The organism is Myxococcus sp. AM011 (assembly GCF_013372595.1).
Lineage (GTDB): Bacteria > Myxococcota > Myxococcia > Myxococcales > Myxococcaceae > Myxococcus > Myxococcus eversor.
Map to the genome: position 1 here is coordinate 14377 of NZ_JABXEM010000106.1, position 19297 is coordinate 33673.

Sequence of the window (19297 nt, forward strand, 5' to 3'; positions counted from 1 at the left end):
GAAGGTGCTTCGAGGCGTGTGAGAGTGTTTGCCGGAGCCGGCCCCTCGGCTCGGCGGCATGAGCGTGGAGGTGTGGAGTCGGTGCTTCGGTCGTGAAGGCCTCTCCATACGTCCTCGTCGGATGCATGGCTTTGCAGCTCACATGCCGTTCCAGTCGCCGCGTTCCTCGGACGCACCTGCCTCGGAGCGCACCTGACCGAGGCCCAGGAAGGCACGCCACGGACACAGCGCCGCGCGGTGCCAGGCACACCGTTTCGCTGTGTCGGATGGCCGGGGCCGGGTGTCTGGGTAGACCATCATGGGCTACCATGACGGGATGGGGGGAAGCCGTGGACGATGACCGGGACGTCACTCCAGAGGTGGCCCAGCTCACCGTGGGGGCCAGCCTCGTGCCGGACGGCTCGCCCGGAGCGGGGTCTGGCCCGCTCCACGGAAACGCTTCCGTGGGGCACTACACGTTGCTGGAGCTGCTCGGCCACGGCGGCATGGGAGAGGTCCACAGGGCCTGGGACAGGCGGCTGAGCCGCACCGTCGCGCTGAAGTTCGTGCGAGGCGCGGACCCGGACCGGGTGATGCGCTTCCTGCAAGAGGCCCGGATGCAGGCGCGAATCGACCATCCGAACGTGTGCGCGGTGTACGAGGTCGGTCATGCGGAGGGCCGGGACTACATCGCGATGCAGCTCATCGAGGGCCAGCGGCTCGACCAGGCCGCGGCAGGGCTGTCGCTCCCGGAGAGGGTCCAACTGATGCGAGAGGTCGCCTCCGCGATGCACGAGGCGCATCGGCTCGGCGTCATCCACCGCGACCTCAAGCCGGGCAACATCCTGGTGCGACGGCAGGAGGACGGGCGCCGCGCCCCGGTGGTGATGGACTTCGGTCTGGCGCACGAACCCAGCCTCGAGCAGGGCATCACCCGGTCGGGCGCTGTGATGGGCACCCCCGCGTACATGTCACCGGAGCAGGCCCGAGGGGAGACGCGGGCCGTCGACCGCCGCTCGGACGTCTATTGCCTGGGCGCCACCCTCCACGAACTGCTGACCGGCGCTCCTCCGTTCTCGGACAAGACGCTCGTCGGCACCCTCAACAAGGTGCTCCACGAAGAGGCGCCGCCCGTGCGCACGCTCGTGCCTCACCTGCCCGGCGACCTGGAGGTCATCGTCCTCAAGTGCCTGAGCAAGGACCCCGGGCAGCGCTACCCTTCGGCGCGAGCCCTGGCCGAGGACCTGGGGCGCTACATCGACGGAGAGCCCATCCTCGGGCAGCGCCCGGGGCCGCTCTCCCGGCTATGGCGCCGCGCGCGCAAGCACCGGACCCTGGTGGCGAGCTCCGCCGTGTCACTCTCGCTCATCCTGGTGCTCTCGGGCCTGGGCATCACGTCCAGGTGGGACGCGCGACAGGCTCGACTGCAATCGGAGGGGCGTGCGCGGATGGCCGAGCAGCTTGGCCAGCAGGTGAAGGACCTCGAGTGGTTCCTGCGATTCGCATACACGGCCCCCCTGCATGACACCCGTCGAGAGCAGCAGCTCGTGCGTGAGCGCATGGCGCGCATCGCCGCCTGGCCTCACACGCTGGGGGCACCGGGAGATGCGCTCGTCCAGTACGCGCTGGGACGTGGCCATCTGGCGATGCAAGAGCTGGAACAGGCGCACACCGCGCTGACGCGCGCGAGGAAGCTGGGGCTGGACTCGCCAGAGCTCCATCATGCGCTGGGAAGGGGCCTCGGCGAGCGCTACCACCAGGAGATGGAAGCGGCGCGGCACGGGGGCGACCCGGCGTGGGTCGCCGCGCGGCAGCGCGCCCTCGAAGAACAGTACCTCCGGCCAGCGCTCCAGTCGCTCGAACGCAGCCAGGTGCTGGAGCTGGAGTCCCCCCAATATCTGGAGGGATTGATTGCCTTCTATCGCCACGACTACGACGCGGCGGCTCGGGCGGCGGCCCTCGCCGAGACCCAGGCGCCGTGGCTGTACGAGGCCCGGAAGCTCGCGGGCGACGTGGCCCACGCGCGAGCGATGGAGCAGTTGGAGCGGGGCCACTACGACGCGGCCCGCTCGGGCCTCCACGAGGCCCGCCGCCTCCATGAGCGCGCCGTGGAGCTGGGACGCAGTGACGCCCGGAGCTACGAGGCGCTGGCGGAGGTGGGGTTGCAGGAGGCGGAGTTGGACCGGCGCGAGGGGCAGTCTCCCGGGGCTTCGCTGCAGAGGGCGCTGTCCGCGGCGGAGCAGGGTCTCCAGGCCGCGCCGTCTCGCGGGGCTGGCTACACCCGGAAGGCCTTCATCCTCCTCAATCGGTACCGCGCCGCGAACCCGGGCGGTGAAGAGGTGGACCCGAAACGACTCCTCACCGACTGCATCGCGACCGCGTCGCGCGCGGTGGAGTTGTCTCCCCTGGACGTCCAGGCACACGACATCCTGGGCGTCGGCTATTTCTTCCGGGGGCTCCAGGCGTCCTGGGAGGGAGGAGACCCCGAGCCGTCCTGGCGCGAGGCCATCTCCCGGCTGGGTCGGGCCCTCGAACTCCAACCCCAATACCCCTGGGGACTCAACGACCTGTCGCTGGTGCATCGTTGGCGAGGCAATCGCCAGCGCGAGCGCGGTGAGGACCCATCCACCTCCTATGCCGAGGCGGAACGCCTCCTGCGTCTGGCCGTGAGGTACGACCCGAAATACGTGTTCGGGTACTCGAACCTGGCGGAGCTGTACAACGCGATGGCGGCTCAGCGGCTCGCGCGGGGGGTTGATCCGGAGCCGGAGGTGCGAAAGGCCATCGCGGCGGGTGAGGCAGTGCTCGCCATCAACGGCCACTACCACTCCGCGCTGAACAAGCTGGGGCTCTCGGAGCTGCTTCGCGTGGAGTACCTCGTCGCCTCGGCGGCGGATGCACAAGCTCCGTTGGCGCGTGCCGCTCGCTGGTTCGAGCGCTCGCTCGGCATCAATCCGACCTCCGCGCGGACCCACTTCTTCCTCGCGACGGGGCACTTGTTCGCGGCGACCCAGGCCGTGGTGGCAGGTCGCGCCCCCGATGTCGCGCTCGAGGCGGGCCGACATGCCCTGCGGGACGCGACGCGAGGGGATGCGAGCTGCGCCGACTGTCAGGTCCTGAGCGCGCGGCTGGCGCTCGTGGAGGCCACCTGGGTACGACGCAACGGCGGCTCCGGACTCCGACTCCTCCAGCTCGCGCGCGCCGAAGCGAGGAGCGCGGTGGAGATACAGCCCTACAACGAATCCCACCAGGAGCTGGCGAGGGCCTGCCTGCGTCTGGCGGAAGCGGTGTCTCCCCGCGAGGCCCCTGGCTTCATCTCCGAGGGCCTCGCGCAAGTGGACCGGGCGCTCACGCTGGACCCGAAGCTGGCTTCGGCTCATGCCGTCCGGGGAGGGTTGCTGTTGCTCGAGGCACGGCTGGCACGCGCGGAGGCGGCGCGCGCCGAGCATCTGCGTCAGGCCCGCGAGTCACTGGTGAAGGCCCTCGTCTTCAATCCACTGCTGCGGCGGGAGTACGCGGAGGCGCTCCGCGAGGCGGGGCTCAGTCCGGCGCCGGGGTGAACGTGCCCGTGGCGAGTTTTCCCGTCGGTGTCCATGTGGGCGGCCTGGCGCAAGGCGGCACACCGAGCATACCGGCGGGCGGGGCGATGCCGGGGACCCGGCGGTTCTCGGGGTTGAGGCAGACCGCGCCTTGGGGACTCCAGAGGGCCTCCAGCGTCCGAAGCTCTTCGACCTGGTTGCTCGCGCCCCTCCCCAGTCCGAACTCGTCGCGCTTGTTGATGCGCGTGCCATTCCGGGTGTAGCTCTTGAGGTCTCCGCGGCCGACGAAATACGCGGCGCGCTTGGCCTGCAGGCACGAGCCGAAGAGATGGCCGCGAAGCGTGTCGTAGACGCCTGTGTCGGGGTTCCAGGGGGCGTAGCCCCAGTCGAGACAGCTCACGATGGCCCCCGACTCACAGCCGATGGTGGTCCACGTCGGGACGGGCTCGACGGCTGCGTTCACGCTGTTGATGCGCAGCCCTGGCAGGAAGGAAGTTGCGTCCCTGTCGGAGGCGATGACGCCCCCCAGGTCGCAGTGATGCACCCAAGTCCCCCTGGCCTCCCGGTAGAGGACGTCATAGCCGCGGACCCGGGTCGAAGCCCCGAGGCGGGGCGTCACCGCCACCTCGAAGGTCGCCGCTCTTTCGGGCCCGCCGTCATCGGCTGGGAGCGAAACCCCGAGTCTCAGCCGGTGGAGGTCCTCGTCTTGAAGTTGAAGAACCTGGGTGTCGGTGCAGGTGCTGGACATGGGACAGTAGTTCACGGTGAACCGGGTGCCCTCCGCCTGGATGCTGTGAATCCTGACGGACTCGCCTGTGCCGGATGTCCGGGGATTCTGTAGCACTCCCGTCACGGTGTATCCGCCGAGCAGGTCGCCGGGCGTGCTGGGGACTCGGCCCATCAAGCGGACAGAGGGGAGGCGTGCGCTGGCCGAGGCCGGGATGTTCGCGAAGGCTTCGGGACAGAAGCGGGGTCTCCCATTCACCTGGAAGCAGTAGGTGCCGCCCTCGACGACGAAGATGCCCAGCCCGTTCGTCTCCGGAGGTCGGCAGCTGGGTTGCCCGGTCGGACATTCCCATGGCGACAGGGGTATGGCTTCCGGGGGGAGGACACAGGTCTCCGAGCGGCAGTCCCGGACGGGCAGGCTCTCGTTGAGGTCGGGCTCTCCGGGGGGCGTGGGCCTCACGCAGGACTTGCTCCCGGGGAACAATACACAGCACCCGCTGACCCCCATGGCCAGGAACAGCATCACCACGTACTGGAGCCTTGCGCTCACTCGCGAGCCGAGTCCGGGAGGGCGGAGGCACTGCTTCGTTGTCATTGCCAGTCCATTCATCGTGGGGCTTGTATAGCGAACGTCGTGCCAGAGCGGGCCGCGTGAACAGGGTTCCCCGCGCCGCGAGGAGTCTCGATGACTTGCGAAGCGACGCGGGCCCGCGGTGGTGGAGCGAGGGTCCGTGGCACAGGAAGAGGCACCGCCTGACGTGTGCCCGTGGCACAAGCGTATGATGGCAACCATGGAACGGGAACTGGAACGGTCGACGGTGCGCTCCAGCAGGGATGTCGCTGGCGCTCATGCGAGCGATGCGGCTCGTGTCCCAGGGCTGCTGCGCCTCTTCGGAGGAGGCCGGGCAATGGCCGTGGCGATGCCCTCGAGTGGGGAGGTCCTGGAGTTGGGGCGAGGCGCCACCGCGCTGGGTGAGGTCCAGGACGCGAAGATGTCGCGGCGTCATGCCCAGGTCCGCTTCGATGGGCGGAGCTTCTGGGTCACCGACCTGGGCAGTCAGAATGGCACGTTCGTGGACGGTGAGGCTTTTCCCAAGGGGACGGTCCATGAGGCGAGGCGTGTGGTGCGCATGGGGGACTCGCTCTTCGTTCCCTGCCAGGACCTACGGCCGTTCCAAGCCGAGGGGGTCCAACTCGTGGAGGGGTTCGTGCGGGGGCCGGCGATGCAAAGGCTGCTCGCGGAAGTCTCCCAGGCGGCCAGTCTTGGCTTTTCGCTGCACATCCATGGGGAGAGCGGTACTGGCAAGGAAGGCGTGGCGCGCACCTTCCACTTCCACTCTCACCGGCGAAGTGGCCCTTTCATCGCCGTCAACTGCGCGGCCATTCCCCTGAGCATCGCGGAGCGACTGCTGTTCGGCGCTCGGCGGGGAGCGTACTCAGGGGCCGACGTGGACGCCCCGGGTTACCTCCAGTCCGCGGATGGAGGCACCTTGTTCCTCGACGAGGTCGTGGACCTGGACCTGTCGGTCCAGGCCAAACTCCTGCGGGTACTCGAGAGCAGGGAGGTGCTCCCGTTGGGGGCTTCGAAGGCACAGCCGATAGACTTGCAAGTCTGCTGCGCCAGCAACAAGGACCTGCGCGCCCTGGTGGCCAACGGGCAATTGCGCGAGGACCTGTACTTCCGCATCGGCCGACCGGAGGTCACGCTGCCGCCGTTGCGCCAGCGCCCCGAGGAGATTCCCCTGCTGCTCGAGCAGGAACTCCAGCGGATCTCGCCCGGGATGGGCCTGCACGTCTCGCTGGTCGAGGAGTGTCTGCGGAGGCCCTGGCCCGGTAACGTCCGCGAGTTGCTGGTCGAGCTGCGCGGCGCGGTACAAGCCGCGCTCATGCAAGGCGCGTCTCGTGTCGAGGCACGTCATCTCGGTCCTGGCGCCGGAGCGAGCTTCGGGCCGGCCTTGTCACGGGCTCCCGAAGCGCAGCGAGAACCTCCTCGGCAGCGGGCGCCATCGAAGGCAAAGCCCCTGCCTCCCGACGAGCGTGCCCGCATCGAGCAGGCCCTGCTCCAGAACGGAGGCAACGTGACCGCCACGGCGCGAGCGCTCGGCATCCATCGCACGCAGCTCCGGAGGCTGCTCGAGCGCCACGCACTCACCCCTCCCGATGCGGACGAACAGGAGTGAGTCAGGGAGACGGCCGCCCACCTCGAAGGCTCTATCGACGGAGGGGCGCTGGGGCCGGATGCATCCTCCTCTGCTCATGAAGAGGCTTCGGCTGGAGCCGAAGCGGCAGGACGATGGGAGCGCTCCTCTTCGCGGCATGAGGGAGGCTGCTCTTCCGTAGGGCTGCTGGAGGGCGGTGCTCGTTGACTCGCGAGGATGCATGGAATGACTGGCCGGGCAGGCGCTCACCCCACCCGCCAGCCGCGTTTCCTCCAACTGTCTCTGGGGTGTGCGGACCGCCGTCCTGACTGCTCCGACTTGCGGTCCGCTTGGCCGACCCCGCTACGAACAGCTTGGGTGACCCGCCTGCGATCCATTACCCCGGTCCGTCACAACCCGGCGGGCTCGGTGGGCCTCGCGCGCCGCGACAGAGCGCCCGAATCGGCAGCGCGCCGGCCCTCCTGTATGCAGCCTTCGACTGCTTGTCTCCACCTGTAACGCTGACTGGTAGCGTCTCGGAATGAAAGCCATCTGTAGCGTCGTGTGCGCCACCCTCTTCAGCGTGTCTCTCTCCTGCGCCCACGCCCCCGACCGTGGCGCCTCGAAAATGCCCGGTGAGGGTCAATCACGGAAGAGAGCCGAAAGCATCTGCCGAGTGCCATCGATGCCCGCGGAATTGAAGCGGGAATGGCCGGGGCTTGAGTACCCCCTATCCGGAAGCGCTCCTGTCGTGTCGTGCAACGACAATCAAGCAAAGTTCGAAGAAGGATACCGCTTCAAGCTCTTCGCCTCCCCCAATAGCGATGTGAGACTTGATTATCTTGGAACACCCGAGGAAATGCGAAATGCGTGCTGGAATGCCTGCATCGAGCAGCAGCAGGTCTGCCACAAACGCTTCGCTGTCGTGGCAACATGTTCGCGCTTTCAAAGGGCTGCCCGGTGCACCGTCACAGCACTCGAGAAGCTCTGTGATTCCCAGCTCCGCGACTGCAAGAACTCCAACGAGGCCCCTTTGGATGATTCCTGCACCACATACGGCGAACCCTGACAGTCCGCGCTGGCCTCCGGTGAGGCGCGGCGCTCCCTCCTACAAGGCATCTTCCCAGGTCCGCAAGGCCTGTAAAAATACGGCAAATCCAGCTCTTTCCGGAAGGCCATCACCTGCCATATGACAGGCATCGGCCCCGATGACCGACGACACCCTCAGCGCCGAACACGCCCCCTCGTTTGAAAGTGGAACCGGTGCGGCGACGCTCTTCCTTGCCTATACGCGCAACGCGTTCATCGAGGATGAGCGTCATGGGCTTGGCGGCGGCGCGACGCTCCTGGGGCGTGGCGCCCCCCTCTTCCCCCGGGTCGCCCTGGACGACGCCCGGCTCTCCCGGGGCCATGCGCGCATCGAACACGCCGGGGGGACCTGGTTCGTGGAGGATTTGGGAAGCCACAATGGCACCCATCTCAATGGACGACCGCTCACGGGACGCGCTCCCCTCGCGTGGGGGGATGTCCTGCGAATGGGGGACACGTTGTTTGTCTTCGCCGAGCCCTCCGAGGCCCCCCATGACGAACACCCGGTTGACGGACTGGTGGGCAGGAGCGCCGCGCTGACGCGGCTCCACCGCGACCTCGAGCGGGCGGCGCGGCAGGTGCAATCCGTGCTCATCCTGGGGGAGACCGGGACGGGCAAGGAAGTCGCCGCGCGCGCGCTCCATGAACGAAGCGGCCGAGAGGGGCCCTTCATCGCGCTCAACTGCGGAGGCGTCGCGGAGAGCGTGCTGGACAGCGAGCTGTTCGGGCATGTGCGCGGCGCGTTCACGGGCGCCGCATCCGCCCGGGACGGTCTTCTGCGCGAAGCCCATGGGGGCACGCTGTTCCTGGACGAGTTGGGTGAGATGCCGCCCATGCTCCAGGTCAAACTGCTCCGCGTGCTGGAGACGCGGCGGGTCCGCGCCCTGGGAGGAACGCAGGAGGTCCCCATCGACGTGCGGGTGCTCGCGGCCACGCACCAGGACCTCGTCTCCCAGGTGAATGAGGCCGCCTTCCGCGCGGACCTCTACGCGAGGCTCGTGCAATGGCGCCTCCTGATGCCCCCCCTGCGCGAGCGCCGCGAGGACATCGCGCCCATCGCGCGCCACCTGCTCGGACGCATGAAGGCCGAATCCCGCCCCATCGACGTGAGCCTCGCCGAGGCGCTGCTCCTGCACGACTGGCCGCTCAACGTGCGAGGCCTGCTCAACGTGCTCTCCATCGCGGTCATCGCTTCAGATGGCGGGTCGTTGAAGTGGGGCGTGCAGGTGGAGCATGAGCTGGAGGCGGAGCGGCGGATGCGGACAGCCCGGCCCTCCACGCAGCCGTCCGTGGCGGAGGTCTCCTCCCAGCCTCCTGCTCCGCGTCCGGCGCGCGCCGTCGATTCCACCCCCCAGGAGTTGGAGACCCACCTGCGCGCGCACCAGGGGAAGGTCGCCGAAGTGGCCCGGCACCTCGGGTGCTCGCGGCAGCAGGTGTATCGGTGGATCGAGGACTTCGGACTCGAACTGGACCATTACCGCGCGCCCCCGCCGCGCCTCAGCTGAGACTTCCCAGAGGGTCCCATGCGTTCTCTCCTCCCCCTGACGATGATGGCCTGGATGGCGACGCTGAGCGCCGGGGACTGCGTTGCGCCCATGGCCTTCGAGCCGCGGGCCCAGGAGTCCCGCGAGGCCCCGCTCCCCCAGCCCGAGCACGTCAATCCTCAGGCACCCGGCCTTACCGGCTGGACCGGCGTCGATGGCGGCAGTGTCTTCTTCCAGAGACAGTTCGACGGAGGCGTCAGCGACTGGGTGGGAAGCGATGGCAGGGCCTATCAAATCCGCGAGAGCCCCCCCGCGGACCCGTGCCTGCCCGCGCTCCTGAAAGACGCGGGCGCCCAGCTCAAGCTCTATACCGTCACCGATGTCGTCCTGAAACACAACGTCTGCGCGGGCCAGGGCTACGTCACGCGGAACCCCCAGGAATGCTCACCGCCCACGAGCCACTTCTATGAAGGGAAGGCGGTCGTCATTCCCGGCTGCTGGATGCCGGATGGAAGCTTCAACGACGGAGGCGGCGACACGCCCTGCTTCACGGCGAGCTGCACGACGGGCGCGGTCGGCGTCTGCGCGCACTGGGGCTACCTCCCCAACCAGGAGTGGGATGGCGGGCCCCCGCTCGCGCGGCTGTTCCAGGCGTGTGTGCGGGCCGCGCGCGCCGACTACAACGGCGACGGAGAGCCCTTCACGTGCCAGGGCACCTACGTCGACTTCGTCGATGGCCATGGCATCCAGACCCAGGACACCTTCTCCGGAGGGCTTCCGCCGTTGCTCTTCGAGGCCGCCTGGAATGAGCACGGCGCCCTGCCCTTCGGCGTGACGCCGCACGGGGAGAGCTGCGTGCGGCCGCGTTACGCCCCCACCCTCCTCTCGAAAATCCGAGGGGCGCCAGGAGCCCAGGTGAGGGCCAGCTACGACTGCCGCCAACCCGGTGACGTGGGGACCCCCTTGAAGGACTACTTCGACGGGGGCGTGCCCTTCCTGCTGCTGACCCAGACCTGGAAGAACGAGTACTGCGTCACGGACGATGGAGCGGGTGGAGGGCTCCGCACCCAGTGCCCCGTGTGCACGGGGGAGCCCCTGGGGCCAAGGACCTGTCATGGGGGGAGCTGCGTGCCCCCTCTGTTGCCTTGAGCGCCCCCACGCCAGGGGGTTGGGAGCCGCCCCCGGCCTTCGACGAGTACCGCCTCATCCGCCTGCTGGGCCAAGGAGGAATGGGCCGCGTCTACCTGGCCGAGGACACGGCGCTCCAGCGGCGAGTCGCCATCAAGTTCATCGGCGCGGAGCGGTCCGGCCCGGGACAGCGGGACCGGCTCTTCGCCGAGGCCCGGGCGCTCGCCCGCCTCCGCCACCCGAACGTGGTGACGGTGTACCGGGTCTCTGAAGTGGGCGCCCAGCCCTATCTGGTGCAGGAGTTCCTCCCCGGCGTCTCCCTGCGGGACCTGGACACGCCGCTCCCGCCGGAACGAGTCCTCGCCATCGCGCTGGGACTGGGACGGGGACTGGCCGCCGCGCACCGCGCCCATGTGCTCCACCGCGACATCAAACCGGACAACGTCATGGTGCTCCCGGAGGGCGAGGTGAAGCTCGTCGACTTCGGGCTCGCGCTCTCCTGGGCGGCGGAGCAGGCAGACGCCGCGGCCAGGGCCACGGTCCCCCTCGCCGGCACCCATGGGTACATGGCTCCGGAGACGCTGCGTGGCGAACCGCCCGGCCCCCGGGGAGATGTCTATGGGTTGGGAATGGTGCTTCACGAGCTGCTGGAGGGCCATCGCCCCTTCGACACACCCACCGCGAGCGGCGCGGTGGACGAACCGGGGACGCCCGAAGCGCGTCCTCCCCGTCTGGAACCCTCCGGAAGCGGGCTCGGCGTCCGCCTGCGCGCCGTCATCCTCCGGTGTCTCGAATACGATCCGGCGCGGCGCTTCGCCTCCGCCGACGCCCTGTGCGCGGAACTCGAGCGTCTGAACGAGGACCGCGATGCGGCGCCGGTTCCTCCCGGCAATCCCTATCGCGGGCTGCGGGCCTTCGACGCGGAGCACCGGGCCGTCTTCTTCGGACGTGGCGCGGAGGTCCGCGCCATCCATGAGCGGCTTCGCGCCCAGGCGCTGGTGCTCGTCGCGGGGGACTCGGGCGTGGGCAAGTCCTCGTTGTGCCGGGCGGGCGTGTCGCCGCTCGTCATGCTCGCGGGGCTCGACGACGGCTGTGCGTACACCGTGCTGCCGCTCATGCCCGGGCGCCGGCCCTTCACGGCGTTGGTCGCCGCGGTGGCGGGACGGCTCGGGCTGTCCGAGGAGACACTGGCGGCCCAGGTGCGGCAAGAGCCCGCGGCGATGGCCCGGACGCTGCGCGCCGCCGGGCCCACGCGAGGCACCCTGCTGTTCATCGATCAGCTCGAGGAGCTGTTCACCCAGAGCGAGTCGGACGAAGCCGCCGCCTTCACGCAGGTGCTCGGGCACCTGGCCATCCTGGCCCCAGGTGTGCGCACGCTGGCCACGGTGCGAGGCGACTTCTTCACCCGGCTGGCGGCGCTGCCAGGGCTGGAGGATGAAGTGGCGCGCGCCCTCTTCCTCATCAAGCCGCTGGGCCCGGAAGGGACGCGCGAGGCCGTGGTCGGTCCGGCGCGCGTGACAGGCGTCGCGTTCGAGACAGAGGCCCTGGTGGACACGCTCGTGGCGTCCTCCGCCCACGCTCCGGGAGGACTGCCGCTCCTCCAGTTCACGCTCGCCGAGCTGTGGGATGCCCGCGACCGGGCGAACCAGCGCATCCAAGAAGCTTCGCTGGAGGCGCTCGGGGGCGTCGTCGGAGCCCTGGGTCGTCACGCGGACGGAGCGCTGGCGGCGCTGGCACCCGAGGCGCGCCGGGCGGCTCGCGACCTGCTTTTGCGCCTCATCAGCCCGGAAGGCGCCCGGGTCCGACGGACCACCGGGGAGCTGGGTGCGGAGACCTCCGCGAATCGCATCGCGCTGGAGGCCCTGGTCCGGGCGCGGCTCGTCGTGGTGAGGCAGGACGGTGAGGCGCACGTCCACGAGGTGGCGCACGAGGCGCTGCTCCAGGGTTGGTCCACCCTGCGCGGATGGCTCGAAGCGGCCCGGCAGGAGCGGCAGGTGCTCGAACGGGTGAGGCTCGCCGCGGCAGGATGGGAGCGCGCGGACCGCGCCACCTCGGCGCTGTGGAATCGGCGTGAACTCGACGCGGTGACCGCGGCGGGCGAGCTCGCGCTGACGCGGCAAGAAGTGGCTTTCCTCAAGGCCTCGCGGAGGGCGCTCCGGCGCTCCTTCGCGCGGCGCCTGGGGCTGGGGCTGGCCCTGCCCCTCACCGCGCTGGTGGCGGGAGGCGCGGCTTGGATGAAGGGCCGCCACGCGCTGGAGCGCACCGTGCAGGAGCACCTGGATGAAGCCCGGGTGTCTCTCACCGAAGCCCGCGCCCACCATGCCGAAGCGGAGGCAGCGCGCGCGGACACCTTCCAACGCCTGGACGCGCGCGGGGAGCGCGTCCTCACCGGCGCGCTGGCCAAGGCAGACGCAGGGGAACCCGAGGAGGCCTGGACCCAGGCACGAACGAGCGATGGCCACGCGGACGAGGCCTACCAGCGCGCCACACAGGCACTCGACACCGCCCTGCTGCTGGACGGCTCGCGGAGGGAGGCCCGCGGACTCCTCGCGGAGGTCCTGACCGGGCGCATGGAGTTGGCGGAGTGGTTCTTCCGTCCCGGACAGCGGCGCGAAGCCCTGCGCAGGCTGGCGAGCCTCGATGACGACGGTGACGGGCGACGCAGGCTCCTCGCTCCGCCCGTCCTGGAGCTCGCCACGGAGCCCCCGGGAGTGGAGGTGCTGCTTCAGCGTGACACGGGCATGCCCGGAGCACCCAGACTGTCCGAAGGCATCTCCCTGGGCCCGACGCCCATCGCGTCGCATGCACTCGATACGGGCCCGGGGTCCTATGTCCTCACCTTCCAGGCACCGGGCCTGACGCGCGCCGTCCTGCCGGTGGTGTTGTCATCGGGAGAGCGCCTCCAGGCGCGCATCCCCCTGCCGCGGTCGGCCGACATCCCGGAGGGCTTCGTCTACATCCCGCCGGGCCGTTTCCTCTTTGGCAGCAGCGACGACGAAGCCCTGCGCCGCGAATTCCTCCAGGCGCCCCCGCTCCGGCCGGTGATGACCGAGGGTTACCTCATCGCCCGCCATGAGGTGACGTTCGCCGAGTGGCTCGCGTTCCTCGATGCATTGCCACCGGACGAGCAGCGGCGACGGACGCCCGGCGTGAGGTCCACGGCAGGCGCCCTGGCGCTCACTCGGGAGAAGACGGGCTGGCGGCTCATGCTCCAGCCCACGCGGCATCCCCTCTCCGCGCGCAGCGGCGAGCCCATCCACTACCCAGGCCGCACGCACAGGGCCGTGCAGGACTGGTCGCGGTTTCCCGTCTCGGCCATCTCGCTGGAGGACGCGCGGGCGTACCTCGGGTGGCTGGACCGCTCCGGGCGCGTTCCGGGAGCCCGGCTGTGTTCCGAATACGAATGGGAGCGCGCGGCACGTGGCGCGGACGCCCGCCTGTTTCCCATGGGCGACCTGCTCGCGCCGGACGACGCGAACTTCGATGAGACCTATGGCCGCCAACCGCTGGGCTTCGGTCCCGACGAGGTGGGTGCCCACCCTGCTTCCGCCAGCCCCTTCGGGGTGATGGACCTGGCCGGCAACGCCATCGAATGGGTGCAATCGGTCCGCGCGCCCGGAGAGGCAGTGGCCCGCGGAGGGTCCTGGTACTACGACCGCATCTCCAACCGCTCCAACACGCGAATGCCCAACGAGCCCTGGCTGAGGGACATCCGCGTGGGCCTCCGCGTCTGCGCGCCCGACACGGGTTCGCGTCACGCCCCGTGAGGTGACTGGAGCCGTCCGCGTCCGGACATGTCCGGACATGTCCAGGACAGGCGCCCGCACACGACCGCGCCACCACCGCCCCCGCGGACACCCCCTCCGTGCGGGCTGGCACAACGCGTGCTCAAGGGGAGGTCCGAGCCCACGCAGGGCTCCTCGACCCCCAGAGAGGTTTCACTCATGCAGCAGAGCAAGCTCTTCGGCCTCCTCTTCGTTCTTCCGATGCTGATGCTCAGCACCTCCGCCCACGCCTTCGACATCAATGGGACGTACAAGTCCGAGAACGGTGAGTTCGTCCTGAACATCACCCACTCCAGCGATTTCGACGGCTCCTTCAGCGGGACCTACGACACCTACTTCACGCCAGTCGGACCGTTGAGCATCCCCGTCTCCGGGACCTTCCATTTCGTCCACAACCCCGACGGGAGCCTGGTGCCGCTCGCCCTCGAATTCTCCGCGGTGACGCGGCCTGGTGACTGGTCCTATGTGCTGGCGGACTCCTGGTCGGGCATTCTCACGAAGCCCGGCGTCATCTCCGCGACGGGCGTGAGGTCCTACCTGCCCGCGGGAGGCACGGGCGTACTGTCGAGCCTCGGAACCCATACGTTGCAGTAACGCGTCAAGTCTGCCCACCACAGCCCCATGGGATTGAAGCCATGCGCTGTGGGTGGGCAGCTGGGGTCCTCACGATGCTGACTGGGAGGGTGGCGTCGGGAATCAAGTCGAGGTGACACCGAGAACTTCTCGTGTTCCAGGCTATGCGCATGAGCCGGTGCTACCGCGAGGGGGCCTCGCGTGTCTGGCTCCGACCTGGGGGGGCGTGCGAGAGTGCCCGTCCCCTTTATGCGCCTGATGAACAAACGCTCCGTAGCCATTGCTGGAATGATGCTGGTGCTGGCCGCTTGCAAGACGACGGGCCCTGCACCCGCCCGCGATATCCCCACGGCAATGAACCAGGCCGCGACGACCCTGCTGCGGTCACGACTGCTGCACGCAACGTCGATCGCCGTGGTCTATCGCGGCGAGGAGTTCATCCTGCATCGGGGTGAGCTGGAGACCGGCAAGTCCAATCCGCCCGATGATTCGACCCTCTATGAGATAGGGTCGGTCAGCAAGACCTTCGTCGGACTGCTGTTGGCAAACGCTGTCCTCGAAGGCAAGGCGACCCTCGACGACCCGATACAAAAGTATCTGCCGTCCGCCTATCCGAACCTTCAGTCAGACGGCGGGCCCATCCGTCTGCGCCATCTGGTCACACACACCAGCGGCATGCCGGGGATGTTGCCACTTCAAGTGAATGAGGTGTTGAGGGACTTCACTGCGCATGCCACCCCGGCAAAGCTCAATGCCGCCTATGCGGACTACGGGCAGCCGCGGTTCTGGCAGGACCTGCACACCGTCAGCATCGAGGGCCCGCTCGGCAAGGACTATGCCTATTCGAGCGCCGGCACCGAGCTGGTCGCGCACACCCTCGAGAAGATCCACGGGGCTCCCTACGAGTCGTTGCTCGCGGAGTTCCTGGCGCGGGAAGCCGGTATGCACGACACGTGGCTGCGCCTGCGTGCCCAGGACGCCAACCGCTTGGCTCCTGGCTACCACAGCGACAACCCGGTCGGCACCACGCCGATGCCACTGCTGCCCTGGGGCGCGGCGGGAGCATTGAAGGCGACGATGCCGGAGATGGTGAAGTACTTGCGCTTGCAGTTGAGCAACCATCCCGCGGTGACAGAGTCACACAAGCCGCTGGTGCGCTTCGCGGAGGACTTCAGCATTGGCTATTTCTGGAACATCGGCCAGAACAGCCAGTTGGGCACCCACTACGTGCATCACGGCGGCGTGCCTCGCGCGCAATGCTATCTCTACCTCGTGCCGAAGTATCAGTTGGGGGTGTTCATCATCACCAACCAGAGCGGCGATGCGACCGCCAACGCCATGGAACGCGCGCTGGCGCCCCTCTTCGACAGGGTCGAATCCATGCAGGGTCGCTGACGCTCCGACGGCTCGCCATGGCCGGAACGGCTGCTCGGCTTGAGCTGGAATGCGTGCTCACCTTCACCGGAATACGCATGGGGGAGTCCAACGCCCATCCCCTATGAAGATCAGACCCCTCAGATCACGTCAACCGTGCCCTGGGTTAGCCCAACCCCCGAGGGCGCGCGACACATAGACTGGCATTCCTTGGCGGTGAGGCGGAAGCGGGAGATCAGGAGTGCTGCCGCGCTCCGAGACATGCCATCCGATGACAGGTGCACATCGTAGGTGAATGAAGGATGACTCCTCGAGCAGGGCCGGACCTGGACATCAATCACATTCTCACTCAAGCTCCGAACCTTCCCATCCCAGGAGCATTCAATGAGAGGCATCTCTCCATCGGTCCTCGCGCAAACACTCGCGCTCGTGACCATGCTGACGACATCCAGCGCCCTCGCACAGAAGACCATTACCTACAACAGCTCGAGCGGACTCTCGACCGGCATTTGTAACGTCTTCAATCTCTCGACGCCTGCGCAAATCAACGACATCGTTCATTACTCGGTCTCTGGAGGGGCCAGATTCAACGGCAGCGCTGTCATCCTCGAAGCTCAGTCAGGAAACACCTTGGCCTCGAACCTGGGAACGGCCTATGCCCTCAAGGTCGGCTTCAAGGCCGGACGCAAGTACACCCTCGCGGTGACTGCGTCGAAGACCTCGGATGATCCTGTGTCCAGCCCCCATCTCAGCTTCTCCGTGCGCACGTCGCTCCCCGCGCCCACTGAGACTCAACCCTCGGGCTGCGGGCCCGTTGGACAGGAGTACTGGGCGATGTTGCTGAATGACGTCGTGGGGGCAACCTACATCAGCTCGGCAACCGCCAAGGACTACTCCCTCACCGAGTGGACCGCCAGCGAGGACCTGGACTACCTCTTCGTCCTGGCGACCCAGGGCTCCAACACGAAGTCGACGCAGGTCTTGATCAGCAAGATCTCCATCACGGAGACCCTACCTCCCGTGTTCTCCCTCACCCCTGAGTCCGTCGCCCTGGCGTGTGGGGACACGTCTGCGCGAACCTTCACCGTGAACAACCTCGGAGGAATCCCGAACGTCACGGCGTACGAGTGGGACCTCGGCTCGGCGAGCAATGGCTGGCTCCATCAGGGCGGACCCGCACCGGCCACGCTGACGACCTCCGAAGCGTCCCTCACGTTGACTCCCAGCTGCGGCGCCGCTCAGTCGGGCATCTCCGTCTCGGTGAAGGCAGGGAGCACCACCCATGGGCCCTATCGGTCCAGCGTCGCCAACTCCGGCTACCCCACGATGGCCATCACAGGCCCCGACATCCTCTGCGCCGCGACCCCCCAGGAGTATCGAGTCACCGGGCTGCCCTGTGGCGCTTCCGTCATCTGGAGCTCGAGTGACGCGACCCTGGCGACGGCGACCACCCTTGGCAACAACACCGGGACGCTCACGCGAGGCCCTCAGATCGGCGATGTCGACCTGACCGCGACCGTCTCCGGCGCCTGTGGAACCACGACCCTCACTAAGAGGGTCCGTTCTGGCCCCTACTCGTTGACCCGGCCCTACGGAACCCTCACTTTCGAGACCAATGCCGGCTCCTACAAGACGGTGGAGTTGGTGACCGGGACCGACTTCCACGGCTGGACCTACGGCACGAATGGCTTGCTGCTGCGCGCCTCCGTGACCCGCCCAGGCATTAGCGGGTATTGGCTCCTGAATGAGCCCACGGGCTCGAGCGCCGAGGTCTTGTCGTTCCAAACGGCGGATCTAGGCAGGACCGCCATCGTGCGATTCAACCCCTTTGCGCCCGGGGACAAGTTCGTCAGCATGACGTTCTACACGACCGCCAATGGCTGCGGCAGTGGCGGCGCCAACAGCCACTGGCTCTTCTACCGAGGAAGCAGCGGCCTCGCGCCGGCGGGCACGTCTCCCCCCCGGTGACGAGTGGGGCGCAGGTGTGCCTACCCAAGACTAGGTCGCTGCGTCATGGACGCGTCAAGGCCGCCTTCGGCAGTGCGTCAATGCGAGCGAGGCGCGCACGGTCGTCGGTCTGCCTGGTGCCTGGGTCGACGATGCGAAAGGGCGGAATCATCTTTCGTCGAGTGGCTGAAGCCAGCTCCGGCTGGATGGATGCGCCTATCGCTAGTCCACGCCCTTCCCCAACTGCCCAGTGAGTCCCCACGACACCTACAGCTGATGCACCAGCCGCGTCTGCTGGACTCATTTCAACGGTCGAGGAAGCGCCGAACTCGGTCATCGGAATACAGCCAGACAGCCGGCGCTTCCTGGATGGAGATGAGCTGGCCCTGACCGTCAACCGCCTCCCAGGCGAGCTTCAGAGTGAGCCACTGCCCCGATGGGGTGAGGAAGTCGTAGTCCCAGTCCTCTGTCCGGTGGAACGTCCCGCCTATTTCTCGCGACGGACTCAGCACATCGTCTGGCGAGCCCAGCAGTTGGAGGACCTCACCGGCCGACATGTTCTCGTGTAGCGCCGCCGCCCGCGCGCGCCGGTCTGTCACGGGTGCCAGCATGGGAAGGCGACACTCGTCGTCCCCACCATCAAGGAAATGGTACGTCGCATGGCCTTCGGGCTGAAGCCCCAGCACCCGGAGGGCATGCTGGACGACGGGGCGGAATGTTTGCCTTTCAAGCCACGTCGAGTACCCGTCGCCGAACGCGAGGCTGCTCTCGATAGAGTAGGGGCGGTCCACCTCCTCCCAGCGCCGGAGGTGCGGCACGCACGACTCGATACGATGCACACCCACCAGATGGAGCCCGGCCACGATGCGCCCCAGTTTCTCCTGCGACGCATCCCTCACAATCTCTGCCCGTCGCTCCGTCAGCTCCGCCAGCAGCGACTCCACGCCGCGCCGCTCCGCATCATCCAGTTCGCGGGAGAGCGCGGGCCACTCGGGGGTATCCTCTCCAACGAGGGCTGCCCCGGAGAGGTCGAGAACGAGGCGCTGGCCCATGGACGTCCGGCAGACGAAGAGCAACAAGCCCTCGCGTGAGTGAAAGTAGGACCACGAATTCCGGGCCCAGGTATCCCCCTCGGCAGGCCCCGAGTCGTAGTTGCGTGCCCGCCACACTCGCCCACGGGGCTCATGCGCTTCCCAGTCTTCCAGTTCCGCATTCCCACGGATGACGCGCACCCGGAATACCTCGCGCCCGGACGGCTCGACAGCAACGACCTGAGGAGGGAAACCGTGCAATCGGAGAACCACCCAACCGTCATCCGACACCCACAGGCCCAGGGGCGGCAACTCGCCTCTCCCCTGCCTCCGCACCCAGACGACACGCGGCTCCGCAGCCCCGGGCACATGCTCGACTAGGAGCCTGTCGCGGTAATCGCAACGAGGGCTTGCCCTGCCGGGGATGAGGAGGCTCAATGTCCGGCATGAGCAAGAAGTTCCGCCCCTGGAATGTGCAGCAGGACTTCCTGCTGCCGCCCTCGC

10 protein-coding genes are annotated in these 19297 nt (G+C 68.2%); 8 read left to right on the forward strand and 2 right to left on the reverse strand.

Features of this window, described 5'->3' with window-relative positions:
• Positions 1–308: 308 nt before the first annotated feature.
• Positions 309–3539, forward strand: a complete 3231-nt coding sequence (locus tag HUW62_RS22315) for a serine/threonine-protein kinase (RefSeq protein ID WP_176435556.1) — start codon at positions 309–311, stop codon at positions 3537–3539.
• Here HUW62_RS22315 and HUW62_RS50035 read toward each other — a convergent pair.
• Positions 3520–4794, reverse strand: coding sequence for an ADYC domain-containing protein (locus HUW62_RS50035; protein WP_176435557.1), 1275 nt, complete (start codon positions 4792–4794; stop codon positions 3520–3522). The two genes, HUW62_RS22315 and HUW62_RS50035, sit on opposite strands and share 20 nt — an antisense overlap.
• Before the next feature lie 358 nt (positions 4795–5152).
• Between HUW62_RS50035 and HUW62_RS22325 the strand changes: the two genes are divergently transcribed.
• The 7 genes from HUW62_RS22325 (at position 5153) to HUW62_RS22355 (ending at position 17783) form a co-directional block, all read left to right on the forward strand.
• Positions 5153–6424 (forward strand): sigma 54-interacting transcriptional regulator, encoded by a 1272-nt coding sequence (locus tag HUW62_RS22325; RefSeq protein WP_255203572.1) that lies wholly within the window; start codon positions 5153–5155, stop codon positions 6422–6424.
• Between the two features lie 1166 nt (positions 6425–7590).
• The gene (locus HUW62_RS22330) at positions 7591–8976 is read left to right on the forward strand and encodes a sigma 54-interacting transcriptional regulator (RefSeq protein WP_163866727.1); all 1386 of its coding nucleotides are present in this window, start codon (positions 7591–7593) and stop codon (positions 8974–8976) included.
• An 18-nt stretch (positions 8977–8994) separates the two neighbouring features.
• On the forward strand, positions 8995–10104 hold the full coding sequence (locus tag HUW62_RS22335) for an ADYC domain-containing protein (RefSeq protein WP_255203573.1): 1110 nt from the start codon (positions 8995–8997) through the stop codon (positions 10102–10104).
• Entirely contained in the window at positions 10101–13850 is a 3750-nt protein-coding gene (locus HUW62_RS22340) for a bifunctional serine/threonine-protein kinase/formylglycine-generating enzyme family protein (protein WP_176435559.1), read from the forward strand. The genes HUW62_RS22335 and HUW62_RS22340 overlap by 4 nt, the downstream gene beginning before the upstream one ends.
• A 177-nt stretch (positions 13851–14027) precedes the next feature.
• On the forward strand, positions 14028–14462 hold the full coding sequence (locus HUW62_RS22345) for a hypothetical protein (RefSeq protein WP_163866725.1): 435 nt from the start codon (positions 14028–14030) through the stop codon (positions 14460–14462).
• A 228-nt stretch (positions 14463–14690) separates the two neighbouring features.
• A complete protein-coding gene (locus tag HUW62_RS22350) occupies positions 14691–15836 on the forward strand; it encodes a serine hydrolase (protein WP_255203574.1) in 1146 nt (381 codons plus the stop codon).
• Between the two features lie 609 nt (positions 15837–16445).
• Positions 16446–17783, forward strand: a complete 1338-nt coding sequence (locus tag HUW62_RS22355; protein ID WP_176435560.1) for a hypothetical protein — start codon at positions 16446–16448, stop codon at positions 17781–17783.
• 284 nt (positions 17784–18067) lie between these two features.
• Here HUW62_RS22355 and HUW62_RS22360 read toward each other — a convergent pair whose 3' ends face one another.
• The gene (locus HUW62_RS22360; protein WP_176435561.1) at positions 18068–18841 is read right to left on the reverse strand and encodes a hypothetical protein; all 774 of its coding nucleotides are present in this window, start codon (positions 18839–18841) and stop codon (positions 18068–18070) included.
• Positions 18842–19297: the final 456 nt, after the last annotated feature.

Coding starts and splice junctions, on each gene's coding strand:
- HUW62_RS22350 (WP_255203574.1), top strand. CDS start 14,691: ATGCGCCTGATGAACAAACGCTCCGTAGCCATTGCTGGAATGATGCTG.
- HUW62_RS22315 (WP_176435556.1), top strand. CDS start 309: ATGACGGGATGGGGGGAAGCCGTGGACGATGACCGGGACGTCACTCCA.
- HUW62_RS22335 (WP_255203573.1), top strand. CDS start 8,995: ATGCGTTCTCTCCTCCCCCTGACGATGATGGCCTGGATGGCGACGCTG.
- HUW62_RS22325 (WP_255203572.1), top strand. CDS start 5,153: ATGGCCGTGGCGATGCCCTCGAGTGGGGAGGTCCTGGAGTTGGGGCGA.
- HUW62_RS22345 (WP_163866725.1), top strand. CDS start 14,028: ATGCAGCAGAGCAAGCTCTTCGGCCTCCTCTTCGTTCTTCCGATGCTG.
- HUW62_RS22330 (WP_163866727.1), top strand. CDS start 7,591: ATGACCGACGACACCCTCAGCGCCGAACACGCCCCCTCGTTTGAAAGT.